Origin of the sequence: Spirillospora sp. NPDC000708, from assembly GCF_040299565.1 — a bacterium.
Lineage (GTDB): Bacteria > Actinomycetota > Actinomycetes > Streptosporangiales > Streptosporangiaceae > Spirillospora.
Genome location: NZ_JBEPCJ010000016.1, coordinates 110,610 through 136,033, shown reverse-complemented (window position 1 = coordinate 136,033; position 25,424 = coordinate 110,610). Strand labels below are relative to the sequence as shown.

The following is a 25,424-nucleotide window of genomic DNA, read 5'->3' as shown; positions in this document are numbered from 1 at the left end:
GGCACCCAGCCGCCCGCATCCGCCGGCGGGGCGGCCGGGCCCCGCCGGCCGCCCCCGGCGCCCCCGCCGCGCCCCCCCCCCCGCTCCCGGCGGGGGCCCCGGGGCGCGTCCGGAGCGTCTCGTACATTGAGGGCGCCCTGTCCCCCTCGCCGAAGGACCCCGGGATGAACGACGAGATGCGCGCGAACGTCGCCGCGTTCGAGCAGACGGTCCGCTCCTCGCTCGCTCTGGCCGCGACGCTCGGCGCGGCGGAGTGGGAACGCCCGACCGACTGCCCGGGCTGGACGGTCAAGGACCAGTTCTCCCACCTGGTCTCGGTGGAGGCGTCGCTGCTGGGCGACCCGGTCCCCGAGGTCGAGGTCCCCGAGTTCGACCACATCCGCAACGACTTCGCGCGGTTCCTGGAGGCCGGCGTGCACGCGCGGCGGTCCGTTCCAGGGCCGCAGGTGGCGGCGGAGCTGGCGGACGTGCTGGAGCGCCGCCTCGCCCAGCTGTCGGGCCTGGACCCGGACGAGCCCACGACGCTCCCGAACGGGAAGCAGGGCACGTACGCGCTGTTCATGCGGTTCCGCGCGATGGACTGCTGGACGCACGAGCAGGACGTGCGCCGCGCGGTCGGCCGTCCGGGCAACCTGGACGCGCCGGCGGCGGGCTGCTTCTGGGACATCCTCGCCCAGGGCCTGCCGCTCGTCGTGGCGCGCAAGGCGGGGGCGGAGCCGGGGCAGTCGGTGCTGTTCCGGATCAGCGGGCCGGTCGAGCGCCGGGTGGCCGTCGTGGTGGACGGCGACGGGCGCGGCGCGTTCGCCGGCGAGGTGCCGGACGACGCGACGGCCGAGCTGGACATGGAGTGGGAGTGCTACGTGCGGCTCACGGCGGGACGGTGCGGGCCGGACGCGGTGAAGGTGCGGGCCAAGGGGGACACGGAGCTCGCCGGACGGGTGCTCGCCGGCATGGCCCTGACCCCGTGAGGCGTCCCGGCGGGCGGTAGCCGGATCCGGCCAGGGGCGGCCGGGGCGGCTTTACATCCCGATCGTGCCAGTGAATGCTGGCATGATCGTGTTCCCGTCCGGGAGGAGACCGCCCCGTGAGAACCGCGCTCGCCCGCCGCACCGCGCCGCTCGCGCTCGCCGCCGCCGTCGTCACCGCCACGGCCGCCGGGACGTCCGGCACCGCGCTGGCCGACGCGCCGCCCGGCGCCTGGACCTCCACCGGCGTCACCGGCCTGACGGCCCCCGCGCTCTACGGGGTCACGGCGCCCGACCGCGGGCACGCCTGGGCCGTCGGCACGCAGTCGTCCTCGTCCGCCCCGCTGATCCTGAGCTACCGGCACGGCGCTTGGACACCGCAGGCCGCGCCCGCCGGAACGGCCCCCGAACTGGTGGACGTCGCGTCCGGTGGGCCGTCCAACGTGTGGGCCGTCGGGCAGGGCGGCGGCGACGCCACGGCGAAGTCGCTGCACTGGAACGGCCGCGCGTGGAAGGCCGTCGACTACCCGCGCCCGCAGCCGATGGCCGTTTCGGTCGACTCCCGAGGCAAGGCGTGGTCGATCGGCTCCAACACCGACGGCAGCGGCGCCGCCGTCTTCCGCCGCAGCGGCGGAACCTGGGCGGACAAGGGGCTCTCGCTCGCGGGCGGGGGCATGCTGGACGCGCTGGCCGCGCGTACACCGAAGGACGTCTGGGCCGGCGGCCTGGGCCCGTCCGGCGACGGCCTGTGGCACTACGACGGGACCGGCTGGACGCAGATGGACATTCCCGGCGACTGGCCGCAGTGGGTATTGCAGATCGTCGCGCTGTCGCCGGACGACGTCTGGTTCTACACGATCCCGCAGGACCCGCTGTTCTCCGGCCCGGACCTCGTCCACTGGGACGGGACCGCGTTCACCGTGACGAAGACGCCGTCGCCGTACGAGCAGGTCCGCCCCTTCGCTCAGGATGTCGGGTTCCTCGGCGACATCGCGTCCGACGGGCGGGGCGGCGTGTGGCTGCAGGACAGCCGCACCGCCTACTACCGGCACTTCGACGGGACGGCCTGGACGAGCGTGCCGCGCCCCGCCAACGACCTCGGCGGCTGGCCGCCGGTCTACGACCTCGCGCAGGTCGGCCGCACCGCGTCGGTGTGGGGCGTCGGGCCCGGCGCCGGGAACCGGCTGCTGATCGACCGGTTCCGCTGACCCGCGCGCCTTGCCTCGCGGCCGTGCCCTCGCTTCCGCGGGCCCCGGCTGGGAAGATCTCCACAAGCCGCCCGCGCGGCCTCGCCGCCCCCTGACCCCCGACCACCCCCGGAGGTTCGCCCATGGCGAAGATCATCGATCACGGCACCTGGCGGCTCACGCCGGCGGACGAGGGGCTGCACGAGCCCGGGTCCGAGGTGCTGTGGAACGAGTCCTACTACTTCGACTTCGCCGCCCCGGACGGGTCCGTCGCCGGGTACGTGCGGCTCGGCCTGTACCCGAACTGGGACCGCGCCTGGTACTGGGCGTGCGTGACCGGGAAGGACCGCCCGCTCGTCCTGATCGCCGACAACGACGCGCCGCTGCCGAAGCCGGGCACCACCGACGTCCGCACCGGCGCGTACGAGGCGACGCAGACCGTCGCCGAGCCGTTCGGCCCGGTGCGGATCGGGCTGGACGGCGAGGGCGCCGTCCTGCCCGACCCCACCGCCGCGTACGGTGGCACGTCCGGCGCGGAGACGACGCGCCTCCGGTTCGACCTGCGATGGGACACCGTCAGCGGCGTCTACCCCTACAAGGACATCCCGCGCTACGAGATCCCGTGCACGGTCTCCGGCACCGTCACGGTCGGGGACGAGACCCTCGACGTCGACGCGCCCGGCGAGCGCGACCACAGCTGGGGCGAGCGCGACTGGTGGAAGACGTCGTGGCTCTGGTCGTCCGGGCGCCTCGGCGACGGCACGTTCTTCCACGGCATGCAGGCCAACATCGGGTTCGCGATCCCGTGGCCGTCGTTCCTCGTGCCGCCGGGCGGCGAGATCGCGCACCGCGACGGCTTCTCCGCCGAGACCCGCTTCGCGGCGGACGAGCTGCCGGAGTCGTCGCACCTGCGGGTGCCGGGCGTCCCGATGACCGCGACGCCGCTGGCGTTCGCGCCCGTCGCGGTCGTCTCGCCGGACGGCCGGACCGCGCGTTTCCCGCGCGCGCTCTGCCGCTTCGAGGCCGAGGACGGCCGCACCGGCCACGGCTGGACGGAATGGCACCAGCCGCCCGGCTGGCAGGACCACGGCTGGTCGTACCTCGCGGAAGGCGGCGCCCGATGACCGGGCCGGTCGCGGGCGGCGCCGGCCTGACCGCGTCCTGGCTGACCGAGGCGCTCGCGCGCGACCTGGACGGCGCGGCGGTCACCGCCGTCGCCGCCGAGCCGGTCGGCACCGGCCAGGTCTCCGACAGCCTGCGCCTGAGCCTCACCTACGACGGGCCCGTCGGGCTGCCCGCCACGATGATCGCGAAGGTCCCGGCGGCGGACGAGGCGAGCCGCGCGGCGGCCCGCGCGATCCGCACCTACGAGGTGGAGGCGAGCTTCTACGCGGGCGTCGCGGACGGCCTCGATGCCAGCGTGCCCGCCTGCTACTTCTCCGCCTACGAGCCGGAGAAGGACGAGTACGTCGTCCTCTTGCAGGACCTCGCGCCCGCCCAGGCGGGTGACCAGCTCGCGGGCGTCTCGCCGGACGAGGCGGCCGCAGCGGTCGACGAGATGGCCGCGCTCCACGCCGCCGGCTGGAACGATCCCGATCTCGCCGCGCTGCCCTGGCTGAACCGGCACGGCGCGGAGGCCGCCGAGTTCACCACCGCGTTGGTGACCGGGCTGTACCAGGGCTTCAAGGACCGGTACGCGGACCGGCTGGAACCCGAGGTCATCGGCCTGATCGAGGACTTCCTGCCGGCGCTGGGCGGGTACCTCGCCGCGCGGGACGGCGCGTCCACCCTCATGCACGGTGACTTCCGCGCCGACAACCTGCTGTTCGGCGGGCCGCGCCCGGTCGTGCTGGACTGGCAGACCTGCGCCTACGGGCCGGGCGCCGCCGACCTGGCGTACTTCCTCGGCTCCAGCCTGCCCGTCGAGGCCCGCCGTACGCACGAGCGCGCGCTCGTCCGCCGCTACCACGCCGCCCTCACCGGGCGCGGCGTGGACCTGGACTGGGACGACTGCTGGGACGGCTACCGCCGGCACGCGTTCCAGGGGATCGTCATGGCGATCGGCGCGTCGATGCTGGTCGAGCGCACCGACCGGGGCGACGAGATGTTCTGCACGATGACCACGAGGCACGCCCACCACGCCCTCGACCTCGACGCCGCGTCCCTGCTGCCGTGACCGCCGCCGTGGCGCCCCGCGTCCGGGGGCGCCACGGCGGTCGCGGCTCAGGTCCGTTCGGCGTGCGGGAAGTGGGAGGCGAGCAGGTCGGGGGACTCGGGGCGGCCGTCCAGCACCCGGTTCGTCCGGTTGGTGACGCTCCAGCCGTCCGGGGTGCGGCGCAGCGTCCAGTGGTTGGCGGTGGCGCGCCGCAGCGTGAAGCCGTCCTCCTGGTGCACGATCATCAGCGTGTAGCCGACGGCGGTGGCCTCGTCGCCGGTCACGGTGACGTGCGGCGGCCCGACGAAGTGCGCGCAGCCGCCCGCGATCCACCGCCGGTGATTGGTGGAGCGGACCATCGCGTCGATCGCGGGGCGGCCGTCCATCATCAGCTCGTCCACGTCGTACACGCCGTCCTCGTCCCACAGGGCGGCGACGGCCTCGGCGCAGCCGCTGTCGACCAGCGGCCCGTAGGACAGGATCAGCCGGGTGATCTCCCGCTCGTCCTCCAGCGCGCGCAGCCGGTCTTCGAGGGCGGCGAGCCGGGACTCGACATCGGTCACAGCGTGGTCCGCCACGGGGTGGTCCGTCACAGCGTGGTCCGTCACTGGGTGTCTCCAAAGGTCAGGCCGTAGGTGCCGGCGAGGTCGCGGAGGGCGGCGAGCTGCTCGCGGTAGTGCGCGGCCGACTCCGCCGCGATGCGGACGCCGGCGACGGTCGCGCCCGCCTCCCGCAGCCGGACGAGCGCCGTGCCCGCGCCCTCCGCGTCGCCGATCGGGTCCAGCGGGCGGGACGGGCCGAGCACCACGTCGAAGCCGTCCGGGACGTCGGCCTCGGCGAGCATCTCGGCGAGCCGGGACAGCGGCAGCCCGAACGGCACCCAGCCGTCGGCGGCGAGCGCGCGGCGCAGGGAGCGGGCCGTGCGGCCGCCGATCCAGAACGGGACGTGCTCCTGGACGGCGTGCGGCTCGACGACCATGCCCGCGAAGTCGTAGTGCTCGCCGTGGTACTCCGGCACCCGCTTCCCCAGGGACGCCCGTAGCGCGGCGATGGCATCGTCCGCGCGCGCGCCGCGTCCGGCGAACGGCGCGCCGAGCAGGTCGAACTCCTCTTCCAGGCTCCCGACGCCGAGGCCGAGCGTGAGCCGGCCGCCGCTGACCCGGTCGAGGGTGCCGTACCGCTTGGCGATCGCGAGCGGGTGGTGGTAGCCGAGCACGAGCACCTGGGTGGCGAGCCGGATCCGGGCGGTGCGGGCGGCGAGGTAGCCGAACGTGGCGAGCGGGTCCCAGTAGACGCCGCCGCGCTGCTCGGCCGCCTCGGCCGGCACCGCGACGTGCTCGCTGCAGGTCAGATGGTGGTAGCCGAGCCGGTCGGCGGTCTCGGCGATCCGCCCGATCTCCTCGATGCCGGCGTCCCGCTCCCAGCCGCCGTGCCCGAGCGGCGGTTGCGCCACCACCGGCGTGACGATGCCGACATGCATCGCGTCCCCTCTCGACAGAAAAACGTTCTACTCGTGGCCCCGCCGTCGTCCGAGCTCCGGGCCGATGCCCGATGCTCCTGCGTGACCTGGCCTGACGCTACCCCTTTCGGTCCGCGCCAGGACTTGCTAGATTCCACTCAACAAGAATTCATTTCAGTCGTGTTCCCGGGAGGTGCGATGACCGAGACCATGGCCGCGCCCACGCGGCGCGATGCGCCGCCCTCGATGATCGAGCGGATGACGCTGATCCTCGACGCCTTCAACGGCCCGTCGGCCCGGCTCACGCTGGAGGACGTGGCCCGCCGCACCGGGCTGCCGCGCTCCACCGCGCACCGGATCCTCGACCAGCTCGTCCGGCAGCGGTGGCTCGCCCACCACTCCTTCGGCTACGGCCTCGGCCAGCGCGCGCTCGGCCTCGGCGGCCAGGACGGCGGGCACGGCAAGATCCGCGAGGCCGCCGCGCCGTACCTGCACGAGCTGCAGGTCACCACCGGCCTCGTCGCGCACCTCGCGGTGCTGGACGGCGCCGAGGTCTTCTACCTGGACAAGCTCGGCGGGCGGCTCGCCGCGTCCGTGCCGTCCCGGGTCGGCGGCCGCGCCCCCGCACACTCCACCGCGCTCGGCAAGGCGATGCTCGCCTGGCTGGAGCCCGAGCAGGTGGACGCGCTGCTCGGCACCGGGATCACCCGGCTGACCAGCCGCACCATCGGCGAGCTCGGCACCCTGCACCAGGAGCTGCACCGCGTCCGGCAGCGCCGCGGGCTGGCGTTCGAGCGCGGCGAGTCGTTCCCCGGCATCGCCTGCGTGGCCGTCGCGATCCGCGGCGCGGACGGCCCCGTCGCGGGGATCTCGCTGGTCGGCGACATCCACACGCCGCTGGAGAACGTCGCGCCCCTCGTCGTCACCGCCGCCCGCGAGACCTCGCAGGTGCTGTTCCCCGGCTCCGCGGCGGCGGGACGTCCCGGCGGCCGGACCCGCCGCGCGCACACCGACCGCCCCGTCCCGGAGCACACCTGGTCCGCCGCCACCATGAACCGGCTGCTCGCGGTGGACGGCCGCGGCGACTGGATGTGACCCGCCCATCCATGTGAACTCAGCCCCAGCCCCAGCGGTCGCCCTCGCCCCACGGGTCCGGGGCGAACGGCACCTCGGGCGGGTGCACGCCGAACCGGCTGCGGAAGAACAGCATCGGCCGGCGCCACACCCCGCCCGGGGCCTCGTGCACGCGGACCGACAGCACCCGGCCGATCACCACGTCGTGATCGCCGGCCTCGTGCACGGCGTGGACGGCGGCGTGCACGTTCAGCAGGACGTCCCGGAGCTGGGGGGTGCCGTGCGGGGACAGGTCCCAGTCGAGCCCCTCGTACTTCAGGCCGCGGCTCGACCCGAACCGCGCGCACAGGTCGGCCTGCTCCTCGCCGAGGACGTTCACGCAGAACCGGCCGGCGGAGCGGATCCGGGGCCACGAGCGGCCGCGCCGGTCCGCGCAGAACAGGATCAGCGGCGGTTCGAGCGACACCGACGCGAACGACTGGCAGGCGAAACCGACGGGTTCGTCGCCGTCGAGAGCGGTCACCACGGTGACGCCGGTGGCGAACTCCGCCATCGCCCGCCGGAACTCCAGGGGGTCGGGGGAGTCCGCGGGCTCGCCCGGCCCGGTGTTCCCTGCTGCTTCTGCGGTGAGCGCTGGCTCTGCTGGCATGAAGTCACCTCGCGGCTCTCGGACGCTGTCGCCGGTCTCGATGCACCGGAACGTAGGCACGCGCGGCGCCGCGCGCGCACCCTGATCCCAATGAGTGGAAGCCCGCGCCCGGCGAGCCGTCAAGAGGGCCCCCGGGCGGCCCCTCCGGCGAACGTCCCGCTGATCGGGAATCCACTGGACGGTCCTGACCAAACGCCCGTTAGGTTTCCGGCAAGCCACCCAGAAGGACTGAGAACATGCCCACGGAGCTGACCTACGAGTCGACATTGCGCGAACTCGCCACGGACCAGGGCGTCCTGCGCTATCACGAGGCGGGCGACGGCCCGCCGCTGCTGATGCTGCACGGCTCGGGCCCCGGCGTGACGGGCTGGCGCAACTTCCGCGGCAACCTGGCGCGGTTCGCCGAGCACTTCCGCTGCCTGGTGCTGGAGTTCCCCGGGTTCGGCGTGAGCGACCCGACCGACGAGCACCCGATGGCCGCCGCGTCCGGCGCCGCGATCCGCTTCCTGGACGGCCTCGGCCTCGAGCAGGTCGACGTGATCGGCAACTCGATGGGCGGCATCGTCGGCACCCAGATGGCCCTCGCGCACCCCGAGCGGGTGCGGCGGCTGGTGACCATCGGCGGGATCGGCCGCAACATCTTCAGCCCCGGCCCCGGCGAGGGCATCAAGCTGCTGATGGAGTTCACGGACAATCCGACCCGCGAGGGTCTCGTCCGGTGGCTGCACTCGATGGTCTTCAATCCGCGGATCGTGACCGAGGAGCTGATCGAGGAGCGCTGGCAGCAGGCCACCGACCCCGACACCCTCGCCGCCGCGCGGCGCATGTACTCCACGGCGGCGATGACCGCGAACTTCAAGATGCAGGCCCGCTCGCCCGAGCCGCCGTACTGGGCGATGCTCCACCGGCTCAAGGCCGAGACCCTCATCACCTGGGGGCGCGACGACCGGGTCAGCCCCGTCGACATGATGCTCGTCCCGATGCGGACGATCCCGAACGTGCAGGTCAACATCTTCCCGAACTGCGGGCACTGGGTGATGATCGAGCAGAAGGCCGCCTGGGAGAGCGCGGTGCTGGCCTTCCTGACCCGTAAGGACGAGTCATGAGCGCCAGCGAACAGGGGGGCGCGGGGGGTCGTCCCCCCTCGGACGGGCAGGGCATGAGCGCCGGCGAGGGTGCGGCCTGGGACGGGGAGTACGACCTCGTCATCGTCGGCAGCGGCGGGGGCGGCATGGCCGCCGCGCTCACCGCGCACGACGTCGGGCTGAAGCCGCTGATCATCGAGAAGGGCAAGAAGTTCGGCGGGTCCACCGCGCTGTCCGGCGGCGGCATCTGGATCCCGAACAACCCGACGCTGAAGGCGCGCGGGCACGACGACAGCCGCGAGTCGATCCGCCGCTACCTCGACCTGCTCACCCAGGGGAAGGTTCCCGCGGCCCGGCTCGACGCCTACGTCGACAACGGCCCCGCCGCCATGGAGCTCATCTGCCGCAGCAAGTGGATGAAGTTCTTCTGGACGAAGGGCTACGCCGACTACCACCCCGAGCTGGAGGGCGGGCGGCCGCTCGGCCGGTCCATCGAGGCCAAGCCGTTCGACACCCGCAAGCTCGGCGAGGACGAGCAGTACCAGCGGCCCAACAACATGAAGGGCCCGCTCGGGCTCTGGGTGACCGCGAAGGACTACCACGACCTCGCGATGGCCAAGCGGACGTGGGCGGGCCGCCGCGCCTCGCTGGTCGCGGCGTGGCGCGTGTCGTCCAACATGGTCCGCCGCCGGCACATGGCGACCGGCGGGCGCGCGCTCGTCGCGCGGATGCGGATGGCGCTGAAGGACGCCGGGATCCCGCTGTGGCTGAAGACGGCGATGACCGAGCTGGTCACCGACGGCGACGGCCGCGTGATCGGGGTCGTCGCGCAGACCCGCGACGGGAAGACGCTGCGGATCCGCGGCACCAAGGGCGTCCTCCTGGCGACCGGTGGCTTCGACCACAACCAGGAGATGCGGGACAAGTACCTGCCCAAGGGCGGCCAAGAGGACTTCGCCATGGGCGCCCGCGAGAACACCGGCGACGGCATCCGGCTCGGCGAGGACCTCGGCGCCGCGATCGACCTGATGGACGACGCGTGGTGGATGCCGGCCGTCCGGCACCCGCTCGGCGCGGTGATCCCGCTGGTGTCCGAGCGCGCCATCCCCCGGCAGGTCATCGTGAACGCGGAGGGCAGGCGGTTCACCAACGAGGCCGCCCCGTACGTCAACTTCGTCCACGACCAGCTGGAGGGCGGGCACGTCCCCGCCTTCTTCGTGATGGACGCCAAGGCCCGCGCCCGCTACCCGTTCGCGCAGATCCTGCCGGGCGCGCCGATCCCGAAGGCGTTCTACGACAAGGGCATCGCGTTCAAGGCGGACTCGCTGAAGGAGCTGGCGGAGAAGATCGGCGTCCCGGCGGACGCGCTGGAGGAGACGGTCCGGACGTTCAACGGGTACGCCCGCGACGGCAAGGACCCCGACTTCGGCCGCGGCGACTCCGCCTACGACCACTACTACGGCGACCCGAACCTGAAGAACCCGAACCTCGACCCGCTGGAGACCGCGCCGTACTACGCGTTCCGGCTGGAGGTCGGCGACCTCGGCACCAAGGGCGGCCTCGTCTCCGACGAGCACGCCCGCGTCCTGCGCGAGGACGGGTCGGTGATCGACGGCCTCTACGTCACGGGCAACTCGTCGGCGTCGGTGATGGGCAACGAGTACGCCGGCCCCGGCGCGACCATCGGCCCGTCCATCGTGTTCGGCTACATCGCGGCACGGCACGCCGCCGGTCTCGGCACGGCGGGCGGGGACAAGGCTTCGGGACGGGCATGACCGCATCGCTCAAGGCGCGCGTCGTCGAGGTCGTCCGGGAGACGCCCGACGCGAACTCGCTCGTCCTGGAACCGGCGGAGGGGGAGGAGGGCCGGTTCGCCTACCGGCCCGGCCAGTTCCTCACGGTCCGGGTGCCCGCCGGGGACGGCTGGGTCGCGCGCTCGTACTCGCTGTGCAGCTCGCCGGTCTGCGACGAGCGGCTCAAGGTGACGGTGAAGCGCGTCGCCGAGGGGATCGGGTCCAACTGGATCTGCGACAACGTCGCCGCGGGCGACGTGCTGGAGGTGCTGCGGCCCGCCGGCGCGTTCACCCCGCACTCCCTGGACGAGGACCTGCTGCTCGTCGCGGGCGGCAGCGGCATCACCCCGGTGATGTCGATCCTCAAGTCGGTCCTGGCGGGCGGCACCGGCACCGTCACGCTGCTGTACGCCAACCGCGACGAACGCTCGGTGATCTTCGCGGAGGAGCTGCGCGCCCTCACCGAGGAGCACGGCGAGCGGCTGACGGTCGTGCACTGGCTGGAGTCGGTGCAGGGCCTGCCGACGCCCGCCGCGTTCCACTCGCTCGCCCGGCACTTCACCGGCCGGGAGGCGTTCGTGTGCGGGCCGGGCGTGTTCATGGACATGGCGGAGGCGGCGCTGACCGGCCTCGGCATGCGGGTGAACGTCGAGCGCTTCTTCTCGCTCACCGGCGACCCCTTCGAGGAGCCGGACGAGGAGCCGCCGACCGAGGCCGACGAGGCCGGCGTCGCCGAGATCGAGGTGGAGATCGACGGCGAGACGCAGACGGTGCCCTGGCCGAAGTCGCAGCTGCTGCTGGACGCGCTGCTGCGCGCGGGGGTCGACGCCCCGTTCTCGTGCCGGGAGGGCAACTGCTCCGCCTGCGCCTGCGTGGCCCTGGAAGGGGAGGTCGCGCTCGACGCCAACTCGGTCCTCGACGAGCAGGATCTCGCCGACGGCCTCATCCTCGCCTGCCAGGCGAGGCCGGTCAGCGACCGGCTCAGGATCAGCTACGACGGCTGACGGACACATCGGAGGACTTGATGACGAACCCCGTGCTCGACGCGATGATGGAGCGGGCCGAGGAGATCCGCGCGCTCGGCCCCGCGAACGAGTCGCTCGGCCGGCTCGACGACCAGGCCGCGAAGGCGCTGCGCGACGCCGGTGTGATCCGCCAGCTGCAGCCGCGCGCGCACGGCGGGCTGGAGGTGCACCCCCGCGAGTTCGCCGAGACGGTGATGGGGATCGCCTCCCTCGACGGCTCGACCGGCTGGGTCGCCGGGATCGTCGGCGTCCACCCGTGGGAGATGGCCTACGCCGACCCGAAGGTCCGCGAGGAGATCTGGGGCCAGGACCCCGACACGTGGATCGCGTCCCCGTACGCGCCGATGGGCATCGCCCGGCCGGTCGACGGCGGTTACGTCTTCAACGGCCGCTGGCAGTTCTCGTCCGGCACCGACCACTGCGACTGGATCTTCCTCGGCGGGATGCTCGGCGACGAGGACGGCAAGATGGCGCAGCCGCCGCGGTCGCTGCACCTGATCCTGCCGCGCTCGGACTACGAGATCGTCGCCGACTCCTGGGACGTCGCGGGGCTGAAGGGCACCGGCAGCAAGGACATCATCGTCAAGGACGCGTTCGTCCCGTCGTACCGGACGCTCTGGTACGACAAGGTCGTGGACGGGTCGGCGCCGCGCGAGGCGGGGCTGACCGACCCCGCCTACCTGATGCCGTTCTCCTGCGTGTTCCCGCTCGGCATCACCGCCGCCGTGATCGGCATCGCCGAGGGCGCGCTGCACCACCACCTGGCCTACCAGCGCAACCGCGTCCAGATCACCGGCACGAAGATCAAGGACGACCCGTACGTGCTGTACGCGATCAGCGAGGCCGCCGAGGAGATCAAGGCGTCCCGGACCGCGCTGCTGGACAACTGCTCGCGGATGTACGACCGGGTCGCGGCCGGCGAGGAGATCAGCTTCGCCGACCGGGCGGCGGGCCGCCGCACGCAGGTCCGCGCCGCGTGGCGCGCGGTGCACGCGATGAACGAGATCGTCGTGCGGTCGGGCGGCAACGCGATGCGCACCGACAACCCGATCCAGCGGTTCTGGCGGGACGCGCACGTCGGCCTCGCGCACGCCATCCACGTCCCGGGCTCGGTGTACCACGTCTCCGCGCTGACCGACCTGGACATCGAGCCCCCGCAGGGCCCGATGCGCTCCATGATCTGACGTGCGCCCGCGGCGGGCCGCCGCCATGGCGGCGACCCGCCGCACGTCAGCGCAGCAGGCCGGTCAGCGCAGCAGGCCGGTCAGCGGAGCAGGCCGCGGTCGGCGACGAGCTTCGGGGTCCAGATCACCCGGCCGAGGAACGCGTCCGCGTCCGGCGCGGTGACGAGCCAGACGACGGCGGCGGCGGGCGCCTCCTCCGGCGTCGGCTCGAACCCCTCGTCCTGCAGCGTGGTGAGGCCGCCGCGCGCCGCGCCCGCGTCGGTGACCACGAAGCCGGGGTCGAGGTTGAACGCGCGGATCCCGCGGCCGAGGTACTCGGCGTTGACCGCGCCCGCGAGCCGGCCGAACGCCGCCTTGGACGCCGCGTACGCCACGCCCCAGCCGCCCTCGCCGGGCGGCCCCGGCGGGTCGCTGGTCGCCGAGCCGGAGCACAGGTTCACGATCGTCCCGCCGCCCCGTTCGAGCATCGCCGGCAGCACCGCCTGGATCAGCGCGATCTGGTTCAGGTAGTTGCCGGCCATGACGCGCTCCGCGACGCCGACGTCCAGGTCGAGGAACCGCTCGTGGGTGCCCGCGAGGTGCGCCACCGCGTTGTTGACCAGCACGTCCACGCGGCCCCAGGCGTCCAGGACCGCCGCGGCGGCCGCCGTCACGCTCGCCCGGTCCAGCAGGTCCATCGGGACGGGCAGCGCCCGCGCGCCGAGCGCCTCGATCTCGGCGCGCGTCCGCGCCAGGCTGCCCGGCACCGGGATCGCGTCGGCGTGCCCGTAGCGCGGCGGGATCCGCCCTTCCCCCTCCTCGACGGTCCGCGCGGTGAACGCGACGTCGTACCCGGCGCCCGCGAGCGCCAGCGCCGTCCGCCGCCCGATGCCCCGGCTGGCCCCCGTGACGAGCGCGACCTTCGCCATCCGACCTCCTTGGTGAGTCACGCCGAAAGACTCTCACTGAGCGGGAAGGCCGCCGCGACGCGGCGGCGGATTTGGCAGGTTGACGGGAACGGCCGCCGCGCCTGCCGTGGCGCCGTACGGGCCGCGACACGAAGGGACCGAGGACAGTGACGCACATCCGAGGGCTGGGCTATCTGAAGGTCCAGACCCAGCACATCGACCGCTGGCGCGAGTTCGCCCTCGAAGGGCTCGGGTTCGCCGAGGGCAGCGGCCCCGACCCCGATGGCCTGTACCTGCGCATGGACGAGCGCCGGTCGCGGCTTCAACTGGTGCCCGGCGACACCGACAAGGTGCTGGCCGTCGGCTGGGAGGTCCGCGACCAGTACGCGCTCGCCGCCGTCCGCGAGGCCGTCGAGAAGTCCGGCACCGCGGTGACGGTGCTGACCGCGAAGGAGTCCGCCGAGCGCGACGCCGAGGAGGTCATCGCGTTCACCGACCCCGGCGGTACGCCCGTCGAGGTGTTCTTCGGCCCGGTCCTGGACCACAGCCCGCTGCGCACCGGGTTCGCGCAGAAGTTCGTCACCGGCGCGATGGGCATGGGCCACGTGGTGCTGCCCACCCCGAACTTCGCCGAGACCGTCACGTTCTACAACGAGGTGCTCGGTTTCCTGCCGCGCGGCGCGATGAAGGTCGGCGGCCCCGTGCGGATCCGCTTCATGGGCGTCAACCAGCGCCACCACAGCGCCGCGATCTGCCCCGCCCCGCACGACGGCGCTCCCGGCCTGGTGCACCTGATGGTGGAGGTCGACACCCTCGACGCGGTCGGCATGGCGCTCGACGCGGTGAAGGAGCGCGGCTTCTCGATCTCCTCCACGCTCGGCCGGCACACCAACGACAAGATGGTGTCGTTCTACGTGCGCGCCCCCGGCGGCTGGGACGTCGAGTACGGCTGCGAGGGCATGCTCGTCGACGAGACGTACTACACCGCCGAGGAGATCACCAAGGACAGCTACTGGGGCCACGACTGGTCGGGGTCCGAGCCGCTGGCCGCCTTCGCCCCCCAGGGGAAGTGAGCCGGTGACGCCACGGTCCTCGGTCGAGCCGGTCCCGGCCGGCGAGATCGGCGCGTTCGACCACGAGTGCGACGTGCTCGTGGTCGGGTTCGGCTGCGCGGGCGCGGCGGCGGCCTTCGAGGCGGCCCGCGCCGGCGCGGACGTCCTGGTGCTGGAGCGGGCGAGCGGGCCCGGCGGGTCGTCGGCGCAGTCCGGCGGCGAGCTGTACCTCGGCGGCGGCACCGAGGTGCAGAAGGCCTGCGGCTTCGACGACGACCCCGACAACATGTACGCCTACCTGGTGAAGGCGCTCGGCCCGAACGCCGATACCGCGAAGATCCGGCTGTACTGCGACGGGAGCGTCGAGCACTTCGAGTGGTTCCGCGAGTGCGGCGTCACGTTCAACCCCAGCTTCTACGACGCGCCGACGTGGATGCCGATGTCGGAGGACGGGCTGATGTGGCTGGGCGAGAACGCCTGGCCGTACAACACGGTCGCGCGGCCCGTCCCGCGCGGGCACCGCCCGGCGGCGAGCGGGTTCGGCGGCGCCGTGCTGATGGAGAAGCTGTCGGCGGCGGCGACCGCCGCCGGTGCGGTCACGCACGTCGACACCGTGGCGTCCAACCTCGTCCTGGACGGGGGCGGGCGCGTCGCCGGGCTCGTCGCGCGCAAGTACGGCGAGCGGGTCACCTACCGGGCGAGGCGCGCGGTGGTGCTCACCACCGGCGGGTTCGTCGACAACGAGGAGATGCTGGCCGACCACGCCCCGGTGCTGCTCGGGCACGGCAAGGTCAGCGACGGCCTCGACGACGGGTCCGGCATCCGGATGGCCGCGGCGGCCGGCGCCGCGACCCGGCGGATGGGCGTGGTCGAGATCGCGCTGACCGCGCTGCCCGCGATGGTGTGCCGCGGCATGCTCGTGGACGGCCTCGGCCGCCGGTTCCTCAACGAGGACGTCTACCCGGGCCACTGGAGCGTCCACGCGGTCCGCGACCAGCCCGGCCCCTACTGGACGATCATCGACGAGGAGGGGTACGAGTCCGTCCCGGAGGCGGACCGGTGGGGCGTCCTGCCGAAGTACGCCGCCGAGACCCTCGCCGAGCTGGAGGAGTCGCTCGGCATGCCGCCCGGCGCGCTGGAGGCGACGGTCGAGACGTACAACCGGCACGCCGCGAAGGGCGAGGACCCCTACTTCCACAAGGACCCGAAGTGGCTGCGGCCGCTGAAGCCCCCGTTCGCGGCGATCGACCCCGGCGCGGGCTTCTTCGGCGGCACCGGCGGGCCGGCGAGCGGCGCGTCCGGGTTCACGCTCGGCGGGCTGCACACGACCATCGACGGCGAGGTCCTGAACAACTCGGGCGTCCCGGTGCCCGGCCTGTACGCGGCGGGCCGCGCCGCGTCCGGGATGCACGGCGAGGGGTACGTCAGCGGGACGTCCCTGGGCGACGGCACGTTCTTCGGCCGCCGCGCCGGGCGCGCCGCCGCGACGAACGAGGAGAGCGCATGAAGTACGCCGTCCTGCTGCCGGTCGCGGCGGGCGTGACCGCCGATCCCGAGTGGATCGGGGAGTACGCCCGGCACGCCGAGGACTGCGGGTACGAGTCCGTCGGCGCGGTCGAGCACGCGGTGGTGGCGAGCGGCTACTCCTCCGTCTACCCCTACGACAGCTCCGGGAGGATGGAGCTGGCGGACGACCTGGACATCCCCGACCCGCTGGACCTGCTGGCGTTCCTCGCCGGGCGGACCAGCCGGATCGGGCTGGCGACGGGCGTGCTCGTCCTGCCGAACCACCATCCGGTGGTGCTCGCGAAGCGGCTCGCGACGGTCGACGCGCTGTCCGGCGGGCGGCTGCGGCTGGTCGTCGGCATGGGCTGGATGCGCGAGGAGATCGAGGCGTGCGGCGCCGACTTCGACTCGCGCGGCCGCCGCGGCGACGAGCAGCTCCAGGTGCTGCGCAAGCTGTGGGCGGAGACGGGTCCGGAGGGCGCGTCGCACGACGGCGAGTTCTTCCGGTTCGAGGGGGCGATGAGCTACCCGAAGCCGGTGCAGAAGGGCGGCGTGCCGATCCATGTCGGCGGCCACACGAAGGCGGCGGCGCGGCGCGCCGGCCGGTACGGCGACGGCCTCCAGCCGCTCGGCGTCGCCGGCGACGAGCTGCGCGGCCTGGTCGCGCTGATGCGCGAGGAGGCGGAGAGGAACGGCCGGGACCCGGACGCGCTGGAGCTCACGCTCGGCCATTCGCTGTCGGCGGTCACGCCGGAGAAGGCGGAGAGGCTGGCGGGCCTCGGTGCCGGGCGGCTCGTCCTGCGCGGGAACGTGACAACGGACCTGGACGAGGCGAAGGACGAGCTGTCGGCGTGCGCGCAGCGGCTCGGGCTGTCATGACGCTCCCGGCCGGCGACCGGGTCGAGCTCCTCGACCTGGTCGCCCGCTACGCCCTGTACGCCGACCGCCGCGAGATCGACGCGATGGCGGACCTGTTCACCGCCGACGCGGTGCTCGTCCTGCCGTCCGCCCCCGACGTGCTCGACCCGGTCCGCACGTTCACCGGGCGCGCGGAGATCGCCGCGACGCTCGCGGCGCTGGACGGCATCCCGGTCACGTTCCACGCCCTCGTCGGCCAGGTGTTCGACGCCGGGCCCGGACCCGGCACCGCCACCGGGGAGATCGCCTGCGTCGCGCACCACCTGACCGAACGCGACGACGGCAGGACGTCCGACCTGGTGTGGAACTGCCGCTACACCGACGCGTACCGGCGCGACGGCGGGACGTGGCGGATCGCCCGCCGCGAGCAGCGCATCGACTCGATCGAGACCCGGCCCGTCCGGAGGCGCCGCGATGCCTGACGGCACCCGGATCAGCGTGGTCACCGGCGGCGCGCTCGGCATCGGGGGAGCGGTCTCCCGCCGCCTCGCCGCCGGCGGCGACCTCGTCGTCCTCAACGACATCGACGCGGACGCCGCCGAGCGCGCGCGGCGCGACATCGAGGCGGCCGGCGGCCGCTGCGTCACCGTGATCGGCGACATCGTCGAGGACGCCACGGTCGCCGAGGTGACGGCCGCGGCGCTGGCGCACGGGCGCGTGGACGTGCTGGTCAACAACGTCGGCGACTTCCGGCCGGCCGCCCCGTCCTTCCAGGACAGCACGCCGGAGCAGTGGCAGCGGCTCTACGAGCTGAACCTGCTGCACGTCTTCAAGCTCACCCACGCGCTGCTGCCCGCGATGATCGAGCGGGGGGCGGGGAGCATCGTCAACAACTCGACCGTCGAGGCGTTCCGCGGCATCCCGCAGCACCCGGTGTACTCGGCGTTCAACGCGGGCGTGTCGGCGTTCACCCGCAGCCTCGCCGTCGCGGTCGGCCGGCACGGCGTCCGCGTCAACGCGATCGCGCCCGACCTCGCCGACACCGAGCAGACCCCGGTCGCGTGGATGCGGCGCGGCTACGACGAGGGCCTGGAGCACACCTGGGTGCCGCTCGCCCGGTTCGGCGAGCCGGACGACTACGCGGCCGTCGTCGCGTTCCTCGCCTCCGACGACGCCCGCTTCGTCACCGGCCACACGGTCCCGGTCGACGGCGGCACGCTCGCCGCGTCCGGCTGGTTCGTCCGCGCCGACGACCAGGGCTGGACGAACCGCCCCCACCGCGCCTGACCCTTCGGGCGGCGCGGGTCCCGGTGAGTGGGACGGGGGGGCGAGGGCGGGGCCCGGGGTGGTCGAGCTTGGGGAGCGGGAGGGACAGATGGCAGAGGTGCTGGGGGACGACCGGCCGCCCGAGGCGATCACGTTCGCCGAGCTGGTCGCCGCGCGCGCGGACGACGACCGGACGGGCCTGTGGTTCGAGGACCGCTCGTGGACGTGGCGCGAGGTCGTTGCGGAGGCCCGGCTCCGCGCCGGACTCGCGGCGGGCGACGGCAGCGGCGGGCGCGGCGGGCGCGCCGCCGGGCGGGGCGGGCCCCGGCATGTCGGGCTGTTCCTGGAGAACGGGCCCGAGCACCTGTTCTGGCTGCTCGGCGCTGCTCTCGCGGGCGTCCCGGTGGTCGAGCTGAACCCGACGCGGCGCGGCGCCGAGCTGGCCCGCGACATCACGCACACCGACTGCGCGCTGCTGGTCACCGAGACGTCCCGGGCCCCGCTGATCGAGGGCCTCGTCCCGGACCTGCCGGTGCTGACCGTGGACGGCGGCGCCTACGCCGAGGCGCTCGCCGCCGCACGTCCCGCCCCGATCGGGCCGGTCGCCCAGGAGACGATCTTCTCGCTGGTGTTCACGTCCGGGACGACGTCCGCGCCGAAGGCGGTCGTCTGCACGCAGGGCCGGCTCGGCCGGATCGCGGTCCAGCAGCGCGACCGGCGCGGGCTCACCCGCGACGACGTGTTCTACGTCGTAATGCCGATGTTCCACTCCAACGCGCTGATGGCCGGGATCGCCCCGGCGGTCGCGACCGGCGGGTGCGTGGCGCTGCGCCGCAGGTTCTCCGCGTCGGGGTTCCTGCCGGACGTCCGCCGCTACGGCGTCACGTTCTTCAACTACGTCGGCAAGCCGCTGAACTACATCCTCGCCGTCCCCGAGAAGCCGGACGACGCGGACAACCCGCTGCGGATCGCGTTCGGCAACGAGGCGGCGCAGCGCGACATCGAGGAGTTCGCGCGCCGCTTCGGCTGCACCGTCATCGACTCCTACGGGTCGAGCGAGGGCGAGATCCGGCTCACCCGCGTCCCGGGCACGCCGCCCGGCTCGCTCGGCGTCGCGGAGGCGGGCACCGTGGTGATGGACCCGGACACGCTGCGCGAATGCCCGCCCGCGAAGTTCGGCCCGCACGGCGAGCTGCTGAACGCCGACGAGGCGATCGGCGAGATCGTCGACATGAGGGGCGCCGGCAAGTTCGAGGGCTACTACAACAACCCCGAGGCGACGGCGAAGCGCGTCCGCAACGGCTGGACCTGGTCGGGCGACCTCGCCTACCGCGACGCCGACGGCTACTGGTACTTCGCCGGCCGCGACAGCGACTGGCTGCGGGTGGACGGCGAGAACTTCGCCGCCGCGCCCGTCGAGCGGCTGCTCGCCCGGTTCGACGCGTTCGCGGACGTCGCCGTCTACGCGGTGCCGGACGAGCACGTGGGCGACCAGGTGATGGCGGCGGTCGCGATGGCGCCGGGGCGCGCGTTCGACCCCGGCGCCTTCGCCGCGTTCCTGGCCGCCCAGCCCGACCTCGGGACGAAGTGGGCGCCGCGCTACGTCCGGATCGTCGCGGAGCTCCCGCGCACCCCGACGAACAAGGTGATCAAGCGTGCGCTGCGGGACGAGGCGTGGGACACCGCCGACCCCGTCTACGAGCGCCGCGACGGCTCCTACGTCAGGCGGTCTCCGGGTAGTCCGCGCCGAGGGTGACGTCGCGCCAGTCCGCGAACTCCGTGCGGAGCCGGTCGAGGCGCGCGTTGGCGACGTCGAACGCGACCCGGCCGAGGAGCAGCCGCAGCGGCGGCTCGTCCGCCTCGACCGCGCCGATGATCGCCCGCGCGGCGCGCACCGGGTCGCCCGGCTGGCTGCCGTAGGTCGCGAGGGTGGAGGTCCGGCGCGCCCCGGCGGTGCCGGCGTAGTCGTCGATCGAGACGGACGACTGCTTCATCGACGGTCCCGACCAGTTCGTCCGGAAGGCTCCCGGTTCGACGATCGTGACGTGGATGCCGAGCGGCCCGACCTCGGCGGCGAGGGACTCCGAGAGCCCCTCGACGGCGAACTTCGTCGCGTGGTAGTAGCCGGTCGCGCCGAACGCGGAGAGCCCGCCGAGCGAGGAGACGTTGACGATGTTGCCGGAGCGGCGCGCGCGCATCCCGGGCAGGACGGCCTTGGTGACGTCCGCGAGCCCGAAGACGTTCGTGTCGAACAGCGCGCGGACCTCGGCGTCCTCGCCCTCCTCGACGGCGGCGAGGTAGCCGTACCCGGCGTTGTTGACGAGCACGTCGATGCGGCCGAACGCGTCCTCCGCGCGCTTGACCGCGGCGGCGATCTGCTCCTTGTCGGTGACGTCGAGGGGGAGCGCGAGCGCGCGGTCCCCGTGGCCCTCGACGATGTCGGCCACGGCCCGCGGGTCGCGGGCGGTGACGGCGGCGCTGTCGCCGCGTTCCAGGACGGTCTCGGCGAGGGCCCGTCCGAGCCCGGTCGAGCAGCCGGTGATGAACCAGACGGTCATTTCTGTACGTCCTTCTTATGCGTGGCTTCCGGCGCTTCCGTTCCGTCCGAGGCGCTGCCGGCGGCGAGGCTGCCGAGCAGGGCCAGCGCCTCCTCGGACGCGCTGCCCGGTGCGGCCTGGTAGACGACGAGCTGCTGCCCCGGGGCGCTGTTCACGGTCAGCGACTCGTAGGTCAGCGTCAGCTCGCCGACGAGCGGATGCTGGAAGCGCTTCGTCTCGTGCGTCTTCTGGCGGATGTCGTGGCGGGCCCACAGCCGGCGGAACTCGGCGCTCTTCACCGACAGCTCGCCGACCGTCTCGACCAGCGCGGGGTCGTCCGGGTCGAGCCCGGCGGACGCCCGCAGCCCGGCGACGGTGTTGACGGCGACCCGGTCCCACTCGGGGTAGAAGTCCCGCCCGCCGGGGTCGAGGAACACCAGCCGGACCAGGTCGCCGCTGTACGCGTGGCCGTCGAACAGGGCCTTGCCGAGCGGGTTGTGGGCGAGGACGGTGAGCGTGCGGCCGAGCACGACCGCCGGGGTGTTCGGCCAGGCGTGCAGCATCTGCAGCAGGTTCGGGCTGACCCGCTCCCTGCGCGGCGCGCGGCGGCCCCTGGTCTGCGGTCGCGCGAGCTCGTGCAGGTGCGCGGCCGCGTCCTCCTCCAGGTTCAGCGCGCGCGCCAGCGCCTCGACGACCTGCGCCGACGGGTTCCGCTCGCGGCCCTGTTCGAGCCGCACGTAGTAGTCGGCGCTGACCCCGGCCAGCTGCGCGACCTCCTCGCGCCGCAGCCCGGCGACCCGCCGCCGCGGCCCCGGCTCGATGCCCGCGTCCTCCGGCGGGACGAGCCCGCGCCGCGCCCGCAGGAACTCGCCGAGTGCGTTCTCCCTGTCCATGCCTTCGAGGCTAGGCGCGGCGGGGCAGGGCCGGGCCCGTCAAGGTGGCCCCGCCGCACCCACCCTCACGCGGTCGGCAGGCCCTCCCGCTCGGCGATCACGCCGAGCGCCTCGTGCAGGGCGGCGCGCCGGTCCCCGCCGAGGTCGGCGGCGATCTCCTCGTCCACCTCACGCGCCGCCTCCGCGCACCTGCGCAGCAGCTCGCGGCCATGGCCGGTCAGCGTGAGGAGCTGCCGCCGCCGGTCGGCCGGGTCGCGGCGCCGCTCGATCGCGCCCAGCCCCGCCAGGTGGTCGGCCAGCGCGACGACCAGGCTCGGCGCGACGCGCATCCGGGCGGCGAGGTCCTGCTGCGACGCGGCGACGTCGGCCTCCAGCGCCGCCATCAGCCCGGCGTGCTTCGGCTTCAGGTCGTGGGCGGCGATCCGCGCGGCGAACCGGTCGCCGTAGATCGCGCCGAGCGTCGCGAGCCGGAACGCCACCGTCGAGGGCAGGCCGCCGGCATCGCTCATGCCCCGATGCTACTCGCCGTGAATCATTCTTCGGCTGAACCGTCCGGGTGCTCGGCGCAGAGGCAGCCGACGCCCCTCTCGATCCACTCCCGGCCGGCCCATTCGGGGTGCCGCTCGATCATCAGCGCCCGGACCTCCTCGGCGATCTCCTCCTCGCCCGCCGCGGAGTCGCGGCGGGCCCAGGTCTCGTCGCGCAGCAGTTCCAGGTAGTCGCGGACGTCCGTCAGCAGGTCGGGGCCGCCGATGTCCCCGTGCCCGGGGACCACCACGCGCGGCGCCCGCTCCGCCAGCCGCCGCATCACCGCGATCCAGCGGGTCCCGGAGACGTCGGTGTCGTGCGGCGGGAACCACGGGAAGATCGCGAACTGGCCGGCCTCGGCGAGGTCCCCGGTGAACATCACGCCGGCGTCCGGGACCGTCACCACCTGGTCGCCCCGGCTGTGCGCCCGGCCCGTCGCCCGCAGCCGCACCACCCGCCCGCCGAGGTCGAGATCGTGCGCCTCGCCGTAGACGGTGTCGGGCGCGCGCAGCTCGACGCCTTCGAGCTGCCGGGCGACCGGCGCGCCGAGCCCGCGGAACATGTGCAGGTAGCCGTCGCCCTTGGCGGCGAGATCCTCCGCCTGCGCGGCGTTGACCAGGTACGTCGCCTCCCCGGCGAACGCCTGCGCGCCGAACGCGTGCTCGGGGTGGAAATGCGTCGTCGTCAGGTACAGCCTGCGGCCCTCGGCGTACTCGTCGGCGAACCTCAGCACCGCCTCGGCGTTGCGCGGCCCCATCCCCGTCTCGACGACCAGCACGGAATGCGCGCCGCCGATGACGCCGACGTTCGGCACCAGCTCCACGCCGCGGTTCGGGATCACCACGAGGTCGTCGGCGACCTCCAGCGCTCCGGCGACGTCCACGATCGGGTCGGGCCCCGTGTACTCCAGTGCATCAGGCATGGCGTCACTCCTCGTCTCAGGAGCCTCCAGTGCATCGCCGGGGCGTCGCGGGCGTCCAACACCGGTTCCGTTCGCCCGATACCGTCCGGATATCGTCGCCGGTGATGGACCTACGCTCGCTGCGCTACTTCGTGGCCGTCGCCGAGGAACGCCACTTCGGGCGCGCCGCCGCGCGGCTGCACATGACGCAGCCGCCGCTGAGCCGGGCCATCAGGCGGCTGGAGACCGACCTCGGCGCCGTCCTGCTGGAGCGCTCGCCGTCCGGGGTCGCGCTGACCGCCGCCGGGACGGTCCTCTACGACGAGGCGCGCCTGCTGCTGGAGCAGGCCGGCCACCTGCGCGCCCGCGTCGCCGCCGCGACCGGCGCCGCCACGCTGACGATCGGCACGCTCGCCGACAGCGCGCAGCAGGCGGGCACCCGGCTCGCCGCCGCGTTCCGCCGCCGCCACCCCGGCGTCGACGTCCGCGTCCGCGAGGCCGACCTCACCGACCCCACCACCGGCCTGCGGGCCGGGCTCGTCGACGTCGCGCTCACCCGGACGCCCTTCGACACCACCGGCATCACCGTCCACGAGCTGCGCGCCGATCCCGTCGGGGTGGTGCTGCGCGCGGACGATCCGCTCGCGGGTCGCGGCACCCTGCGGCTGGACGACCTCGCCGGCCGCCGATGGTTCCGGTTCCCGGACGGGACCGACCCGTTGTGGGCCGCCTACTGGACCGGCCCATCCGATGGTCCGGCGGTGGACGGCCCCGTGGTGCGGACCGTCAACGAGTGCCTGCAGGCCGTCCTGTGGAGCGGGACGATCGGGCTGGGCCCGCTCGCCGACGAGCTGCCCGAGGGCCTCGTCTCCGTCCCCGTGACCGACATGCCGCCGAGCCGGCTGGTCGTCGCCTGGGCGGGGGAGAACCCCGGCCCCCTCATCCGCTCTTTCGCGCAGATCGCCGCCGCCCTCCTCCGCTCCGACGCCTCGTAGGACTCATCAGGGCCGGCGGCCCGGCGGCGGCTCCGCGCCGAACACCCAGGGCGCGAGGACGACCTGCCACCCGTCCGGATCCTGGAACACGACCGCCCCGTGCTCCGACCAGTACGGGTTCTCCGGCGCGACCGGCCGGTGCCCGTGCCCGGTCAGGCGGGCCGCCGCCGCGTCCCGCGCCCCGGCGCCCCGGAGATAGAGGACGAGCTGGTTCTCCGGGTGCGGCTCCGGGATCCGGGGCGGCGCGCCGCTCTGCGTGATCTCCATGTGCACGGGCGTCCCCGGCAGGCCGAACACCGCCCCGTCGTACCCGGCGTGGTCCCGCCATTCGGCCAGCACCGGCAGGCCCAGCACGTCCCGGTAGAACGCGAGGACCTCCTCGAAGCGCGCCGTCGGCCGCGCGAACCGCACGGCCCCGACGTCCAGGTGCTCAGGCCACATCGTCCCGGCCCTCGTCCGATACCAAGAGGACGACCTTGCCCCGGCCGTGGCCGGTGGCGACCTCGCGGTGCGCGTCCGCCGCGCGGTCGAGGGGGAACGCCGCGCGCAGGTGCAGGCGCAGCCGCCCCTCCGCGTAGAAGCGCGCGGCCTCCGCGACGCGCGCCGACGACCGCTTGTCCGGGGTGACGCGCACGCCGAGCTCGGCGGCCCGCGCGTGCTCGACCAGCGTGATGATCCGGTTCCGGTCCCGGACGAGCTTCAGCGACACCTCCAGCGCGTCGCCGCCCGCCCCGTCGAGCGCGGCGTCCACCCCGCCGGGCGCCGCGTCCCGGACGCGCTCCTCCAGGCCGTCCCCGTAGGCGACCGGGACGGCGCCGAGCGAGCGCAGGTAGTCGTGGTTGGCCTCGCTCGCCGTGCCGACGACGGTCGCGCCGGCGATCCGCGCGAGCTGGACGGCGATCGCCCCGACCCCGCCCGCCGCCGCGTGGACGAGCAGGGTGTCGCCGGCGCCGACGCCCATCTCCTCCAGCGCGATGTGCGGCGTCATCACCGCCGCCGGGAACGCGCCCGCCACCTCCCACGGCATGCTGGCGGGCTTGGCCGTCACCGCCGCGGCCGGGACGACGACGTACTCCGCGTAGGCGTTGAGCCGGCAGTTGCCCATCACCTCGTCGCCCGGTTGAAGGCCCGCGACCCCGTCGCCGACCTGGTCGACCGTGCCCGCGAACTCGTTGCCCGGCACGCGCGGGAACCCCTCCGGCGTCCCCGGCGGCGTCCATCCCTCCCGGACGGCCAGGTCGAACGGCTGCACCCCCGCGGCCCGGACCCGGACCCGGACCTCGCCGGGCCCCGCCTCGGGCGCCGCGATCTCCATCGGCCTCAGCACGTCCGGTCCGCCCGGCTCGCTGAACCCCGCGACCCGCATGATTCCTCCCCAGAGTCGATCACGCAGCACGCTAGGACCTCGACCAAGGTCGAGGTCAA

General features: G+C 74.1%; 26 protein-coding genes. 16 read left to right on the top strand and 10 right to left on the bottom strand.

What is annotated here, in order from left to right:
• Positions 1-164: 164 nt before the first annotated feature.
• The 4 genes from ABT299_RS14730 (at position 165) to ABT299_RS14715 (ending at position 4,328) form a co-directional block, all read left to right on the top strand.
• A complete protein-coding gene (locus tag ABT299_RS14730) occupies positions 165-968 on the top strand; it encodes a maleylpyruvate isomerase family mycothiol-dependent enzyme (protein WP_500251079.1) in 804 nt (267 codons plus the stop codon).
• Between the two features lie 116 nt (positions 969-1,084).
• Positions 1,085-2,173 (top strand): hypothetical protein, encoded by a 1,089-nt coding sequence (locus tag ABT299_RS14725; protein WP_387022780.1) that lies wholly within the window; start codon positions 1,085-1,087, stop codon positions 2,171-2,173.
• Positions 2,174-2,295: 122 nt separating this feature from the next.
• Positions 2,296-3,276: a DUF7064 domain-containing protein gene (locus ABT299_RS14720; RefSeq protein ID WP_500251078.1), complete on the top strand. Its 981-nt coding sequence runs from the start codon at positions 2,296-2,298 to the stop codon at positions 3,274-3,276.
• Positions 3,273-4,328 (top strand): phosphotransferase, encoded by a 1,056-nt coding sequence (locus ABT299_RS14715; RefSeq protein WP_500251077.1) that lies wholly within the window; start codon positions 3,273-3,275, stop codon positions 4,326-4,328. The genes ABT299_RS14720 and ABT299_RS14715 overlap by 4 nt, the downstream gene beginning before the upstream one ends.
• Before the next feature lie 47 nt (positions 4,329-4,375).
• Here ABT299_RS14715 and ABT299_RS14710 read toward each other — a convergent pair whose 3' ends face one another.
• Complete coding sequence (locus ABT299_RS14710; RefSeq protein WP_500251076.1) at positions 4,376-4,870, bottom strand: nuclear transport factor 2 family protein; 495 nt, start codon at positions 4,868-4,870, stop codon at positions 4,376-4,378.
• 41 nt (positions 4,871-4,911) lie between these two features.
• Complete coding sequence (locus ABT299_RS14705; RefSeq protein ID WP_500251075.1) at positions 4,912-5,787, bottom strand: LLM class F420-dependent oxidoreductase; 876 nt, start codon at positions 5,785-5,787, stop codon at positions 4,912-4,914.
• Between the two features lie 177 nt (positions 5,788-5,964).
• Between ABT299_RS14705 and ABT299_RS14700 the strand changes: the two genes are divergently transcribed.
• A complete protein-coding gene (locus tag ABT299_RS14700) occupies positions 5,965-6,861 on the top strand; it encodes an IclR family transcriptional regulator (protein WP_190856967.1) in 897 nt (298 codons plus the stop codon).
• Between the two features lie 19 nt (positions 6,862-6,880).
• Here ABT299_RS14700 and ABT299_RS14695 read toward each other — a convergent pair whose 3' ends face one another.
• Positions 6,881-7,489, bottom strand: a complete 609-nt coding sequence (locus ABT299_RS14695; protein ID WP_190856968.1) for a flavin reductase family protein — start codon at positions 7,487-7,489, stop codon at positions 6,881-6,883.
• 236 nt (positions 7,490-7,725) lie between these two features.
• On the opposite strand from ABT299_RS14695, the gene ABT299_RS14690 reads away from it, so the two are divergent.
• The 4 genes from ABT299_RS14690 to ABT299_RS14675 are packed head-to-tail and all read left to right on the top strand — an operon-like array spanning position 7,726 to position 12,576.
• Entirely contained in the window at positions 7,726-8,595 is an 870-nt protein-coding gene (locus ABT299_RS14690; protein WP_190856969.1) for an alpha/beta fold hydrolase, read from the top strand.
• The gene (locus ABT299_RS14685; RefSeq protein ID WP_500251074.1) at positions 8,592-10,349 is read left to right on the top strand and encodes an FAD-binding protein; all 1,758 of its coding nucleotides are present in this window, start codon (positions 8,592-8,594) and stop codon (positions 10,347-10,349) included. The genes ABT299_RS14690 and ABT299_RS14685 overlap by 4 nt, the downstream gene beginning before the upstream one ends.
• Positions 10,346-11,371 carry a ferredoxin--NADP reductase gene (locus tag ABT299_RS14680; protein WP_190856971.1) on the top strand — a complete coding sequence of 342 codons (1,026 nt, stop codon included), beginning with the start codon at positions 10,346-10,348 and terminating at the stop codon, positions 11,369-11,371. The genes ABT299_RS14685 and ABT299_RS14680 overlap by 4 nt, the downstream gene beginning before the upstream one ends.
• A 20-nt stretch (positions 11,372-11,391) precedes the next feature.
• Positions 11,392-12,576, top strand: a complete 1,185-nt coding sequence (locus tag ABT299_RS14675; RefSeq protein ID WP_190856972.1) for an acyl-CoA dehydrogenase family protein — start codon at positions 11,392-11,394, stop codon at positions 12,574-12,576.
• Between the two features lie 80 nt (positions 12,577-12,656).
• Here the strand turns inward: ABT299_RS14675 and ABT299_RS14670 are convergent, their stop codons facing one another.
• Positions 12,657-13,484: an SDR family NAD(P)-dependent oxidoreductase gene (locus ABT299_RS14670; protein ID WP_190856973.1), complete on the bottom strand. Its 828-nt coding sequence runs from the start codon at positions 13,482-13,484 to the stop codon at positions 12,657-12,659.
• Between the two features lie 146 nt (positions 13,485-13,630).
• Here ABT299_RS14670 and ABT299_RS14665 point away from each other — a divergent pair, with 146 nt between their 5' ends.
• The 6 genes from ABT299_RS14665 (at position 13,631) to ABT299_RS14640 (ending at position 19,901) form a co-directional block, all read left to right on the top strand.
• Entirely contained in the window at positions 13,631-14,536 is a 906-nt protein-coding gene (locus ABT299_RS14665) for a VOC family protein (RefSeq protein WP_190856974.1), read from the top strand.
• Between the two features lie 4 nt (positions 14,537-14,540).
• Positions 14,541-16,022 (top strand): FAD-dependent oxidoreductase, encoded by a 1,482-nt coding sequence (locus ABT299_RS14660; protein WP_500251073.1) that lies wholly within the window; start codon positions 14,541-14,543, stop codon positions 16,020-16,022.
• On the top strand, positions 16,019-16,900 hold the full coding sequence (locus ABT299_RS14655) for an LLM class F420-dependent oxidoreductase (protein WP_500251072.1): 882 nt from the start codon (positions 16,019-16,021) through the stop codon (positions 16,898-16,900). The genes ABT299_RS14660 and ABT299_RS14655 overlap by 4 nt, the downstream gene beginning before the upstream one ends.
• Positions 16,897-17,361, top strand: coding sequence for a nuclear transport factor 2 family protein (locus tag ABT299_RS14650; protein ID WP_500251071.1), 465 nt, complete (start codon positions 16,897-16,899; stop codon positions 17,359-17,361). The genes ABT299_RS14655 and ABT299_RS14650 overlap by 4 nt, the downstream gene beginning before the upstream one ends.
• Positions 17,354-18,166: an SDR family NAD(P)-dependent oxidoreductase gene (locus ABT299_RS14645; RefSeq protein WP_190856978.1), complete on the top strand. Its 813-nt coding sequence runs from the start codon at positions 17,354-17,356 to the stop codon at positions 18,164-18,166. Before ABT299_RS14650 ends, ABT299_RS14645 begins: the two co-directional genes overlap by 8 nt.
• 88 nt (positions 18,167-18,254) lie before the next feature.
• Positions 18,255-19,901, top strand: coding sequence for an AMP-binding protein (locus tag ABT299_RS14640; RefSeq protein ID WP_500251070.1), 1,647 nt, complete (start codon positions 18,255-18,257; stop codon positions 19,899-19,901).
• Here ABT299_RS14640 and ABT299_RS14635 read toward each other — a convergent pair.
• From ABT299_RS14635 to ABT299_RS14620, 4 genes are all read right to left on the bottom strand, one after another.
• Positions 19,867-20,703, bottom strand: coding sequence for an oxidoreductase (locus tag ABT299_RS14635; RefSeq protein WP_500251069.1), 837 nt, complete (start codon positions 20,701-20,703; stop codon positions 19,867-19,869). The two genes, ABT299_RS14640 and ABT299_RS14635, sit on opposite strands and share 35 nt — an antisense overlap.
• Positions 20,700-21,575, bottom strand: a complete 876-nt coding sequence (locus ABT299_RS14630; RefSeq protein ID WP_190856981.1) for a helix-turn-helix transcriptional regulator — start codon at positions 21,573-21,575, stop codon at positions 20,700-20,702. The genes ABT299_RS14635 and ABT299_RS14630 overlap by 4 nt, the downstream gene beginning before the upstream one ends.
• Before the next feature lie 65 nt (positions 21,576-21,640).
• Positions 21,641-22,084 (bottom strand): MarR family winged helix-turn-helix transcriptional regulator, encoded by a 444-nt coding sequence (locus tag ABT299_RS14625; RefSeq protein ID WP_500251068.1) that lies wholly within the window; start codon positions 22,082-22,084, stop codon positions 21,641-21,643.
• Positions 22,085-22,107: 23 nt separating this feature from the next.
• Positions 22,108-23,025, bottom strand: coding sequence for an MBL fold metallo-hydrolase (locus ABT299_RS14620; protein WP_500251067.1), 918 nt, complete (start codon positions 23,023-23,025; stop codon positions 22,108-22,110).
• 104 nt (positions 23,026-23,129) lie between these two features.
• Here ABT299_RS14620 and ABT299_RS14615 point away from each other — a divergent pair, with 104 nt between their 5' ends.
• On the top strand, positions 23,130-23,999 hold the full coding sequence (locus ABT299_RS14615) for a LysR family transcriptional regulator (RefSeq protein ID WP_387022746.1): 870 nt from the start codon (positions 23,130-23,132) through the stop codon (positions 23,997-23,999).
• A 6-nt stretch (positions 24,000-24,005) separates the two neighbouring features.
• On the opposite strand, the gene ABT299_RS14610 is transcribed toward ABT299_RS14615, so the two are convergent.
• Both ABT299_RS14610 and ABT299_RS14605 read right to left on the bottom strand, forming a co-directional pair.
• Positions 24,006-24,440 (bottom strand): VOC family protein, encoded by a 435-nt coding sequence (locus ABT299_RS14610; protein ID WP_190856985.1) that lies wholly within the window; start codon positions 24,438-24,440, stop codon positions 24,006-24,008.
• Positions 24,430-25,365 (bottom strand): NADP-dependent oxidoreductase, encoded by a 936-nt coding sequence (locus tag ABT299_RS14605; RefSeq protein ID WP_500251066.1) that lies wholly within the window; start codon positions 25,363-25,365, stop codon positions 24,430-24,432. Before ABT299_RS14605 ends, ABT299_RS14610 begins: the two co-directional genes overlap by 11 nt.
• Positions 25,366-25,424: the final 59 nt, after the last annotated feature.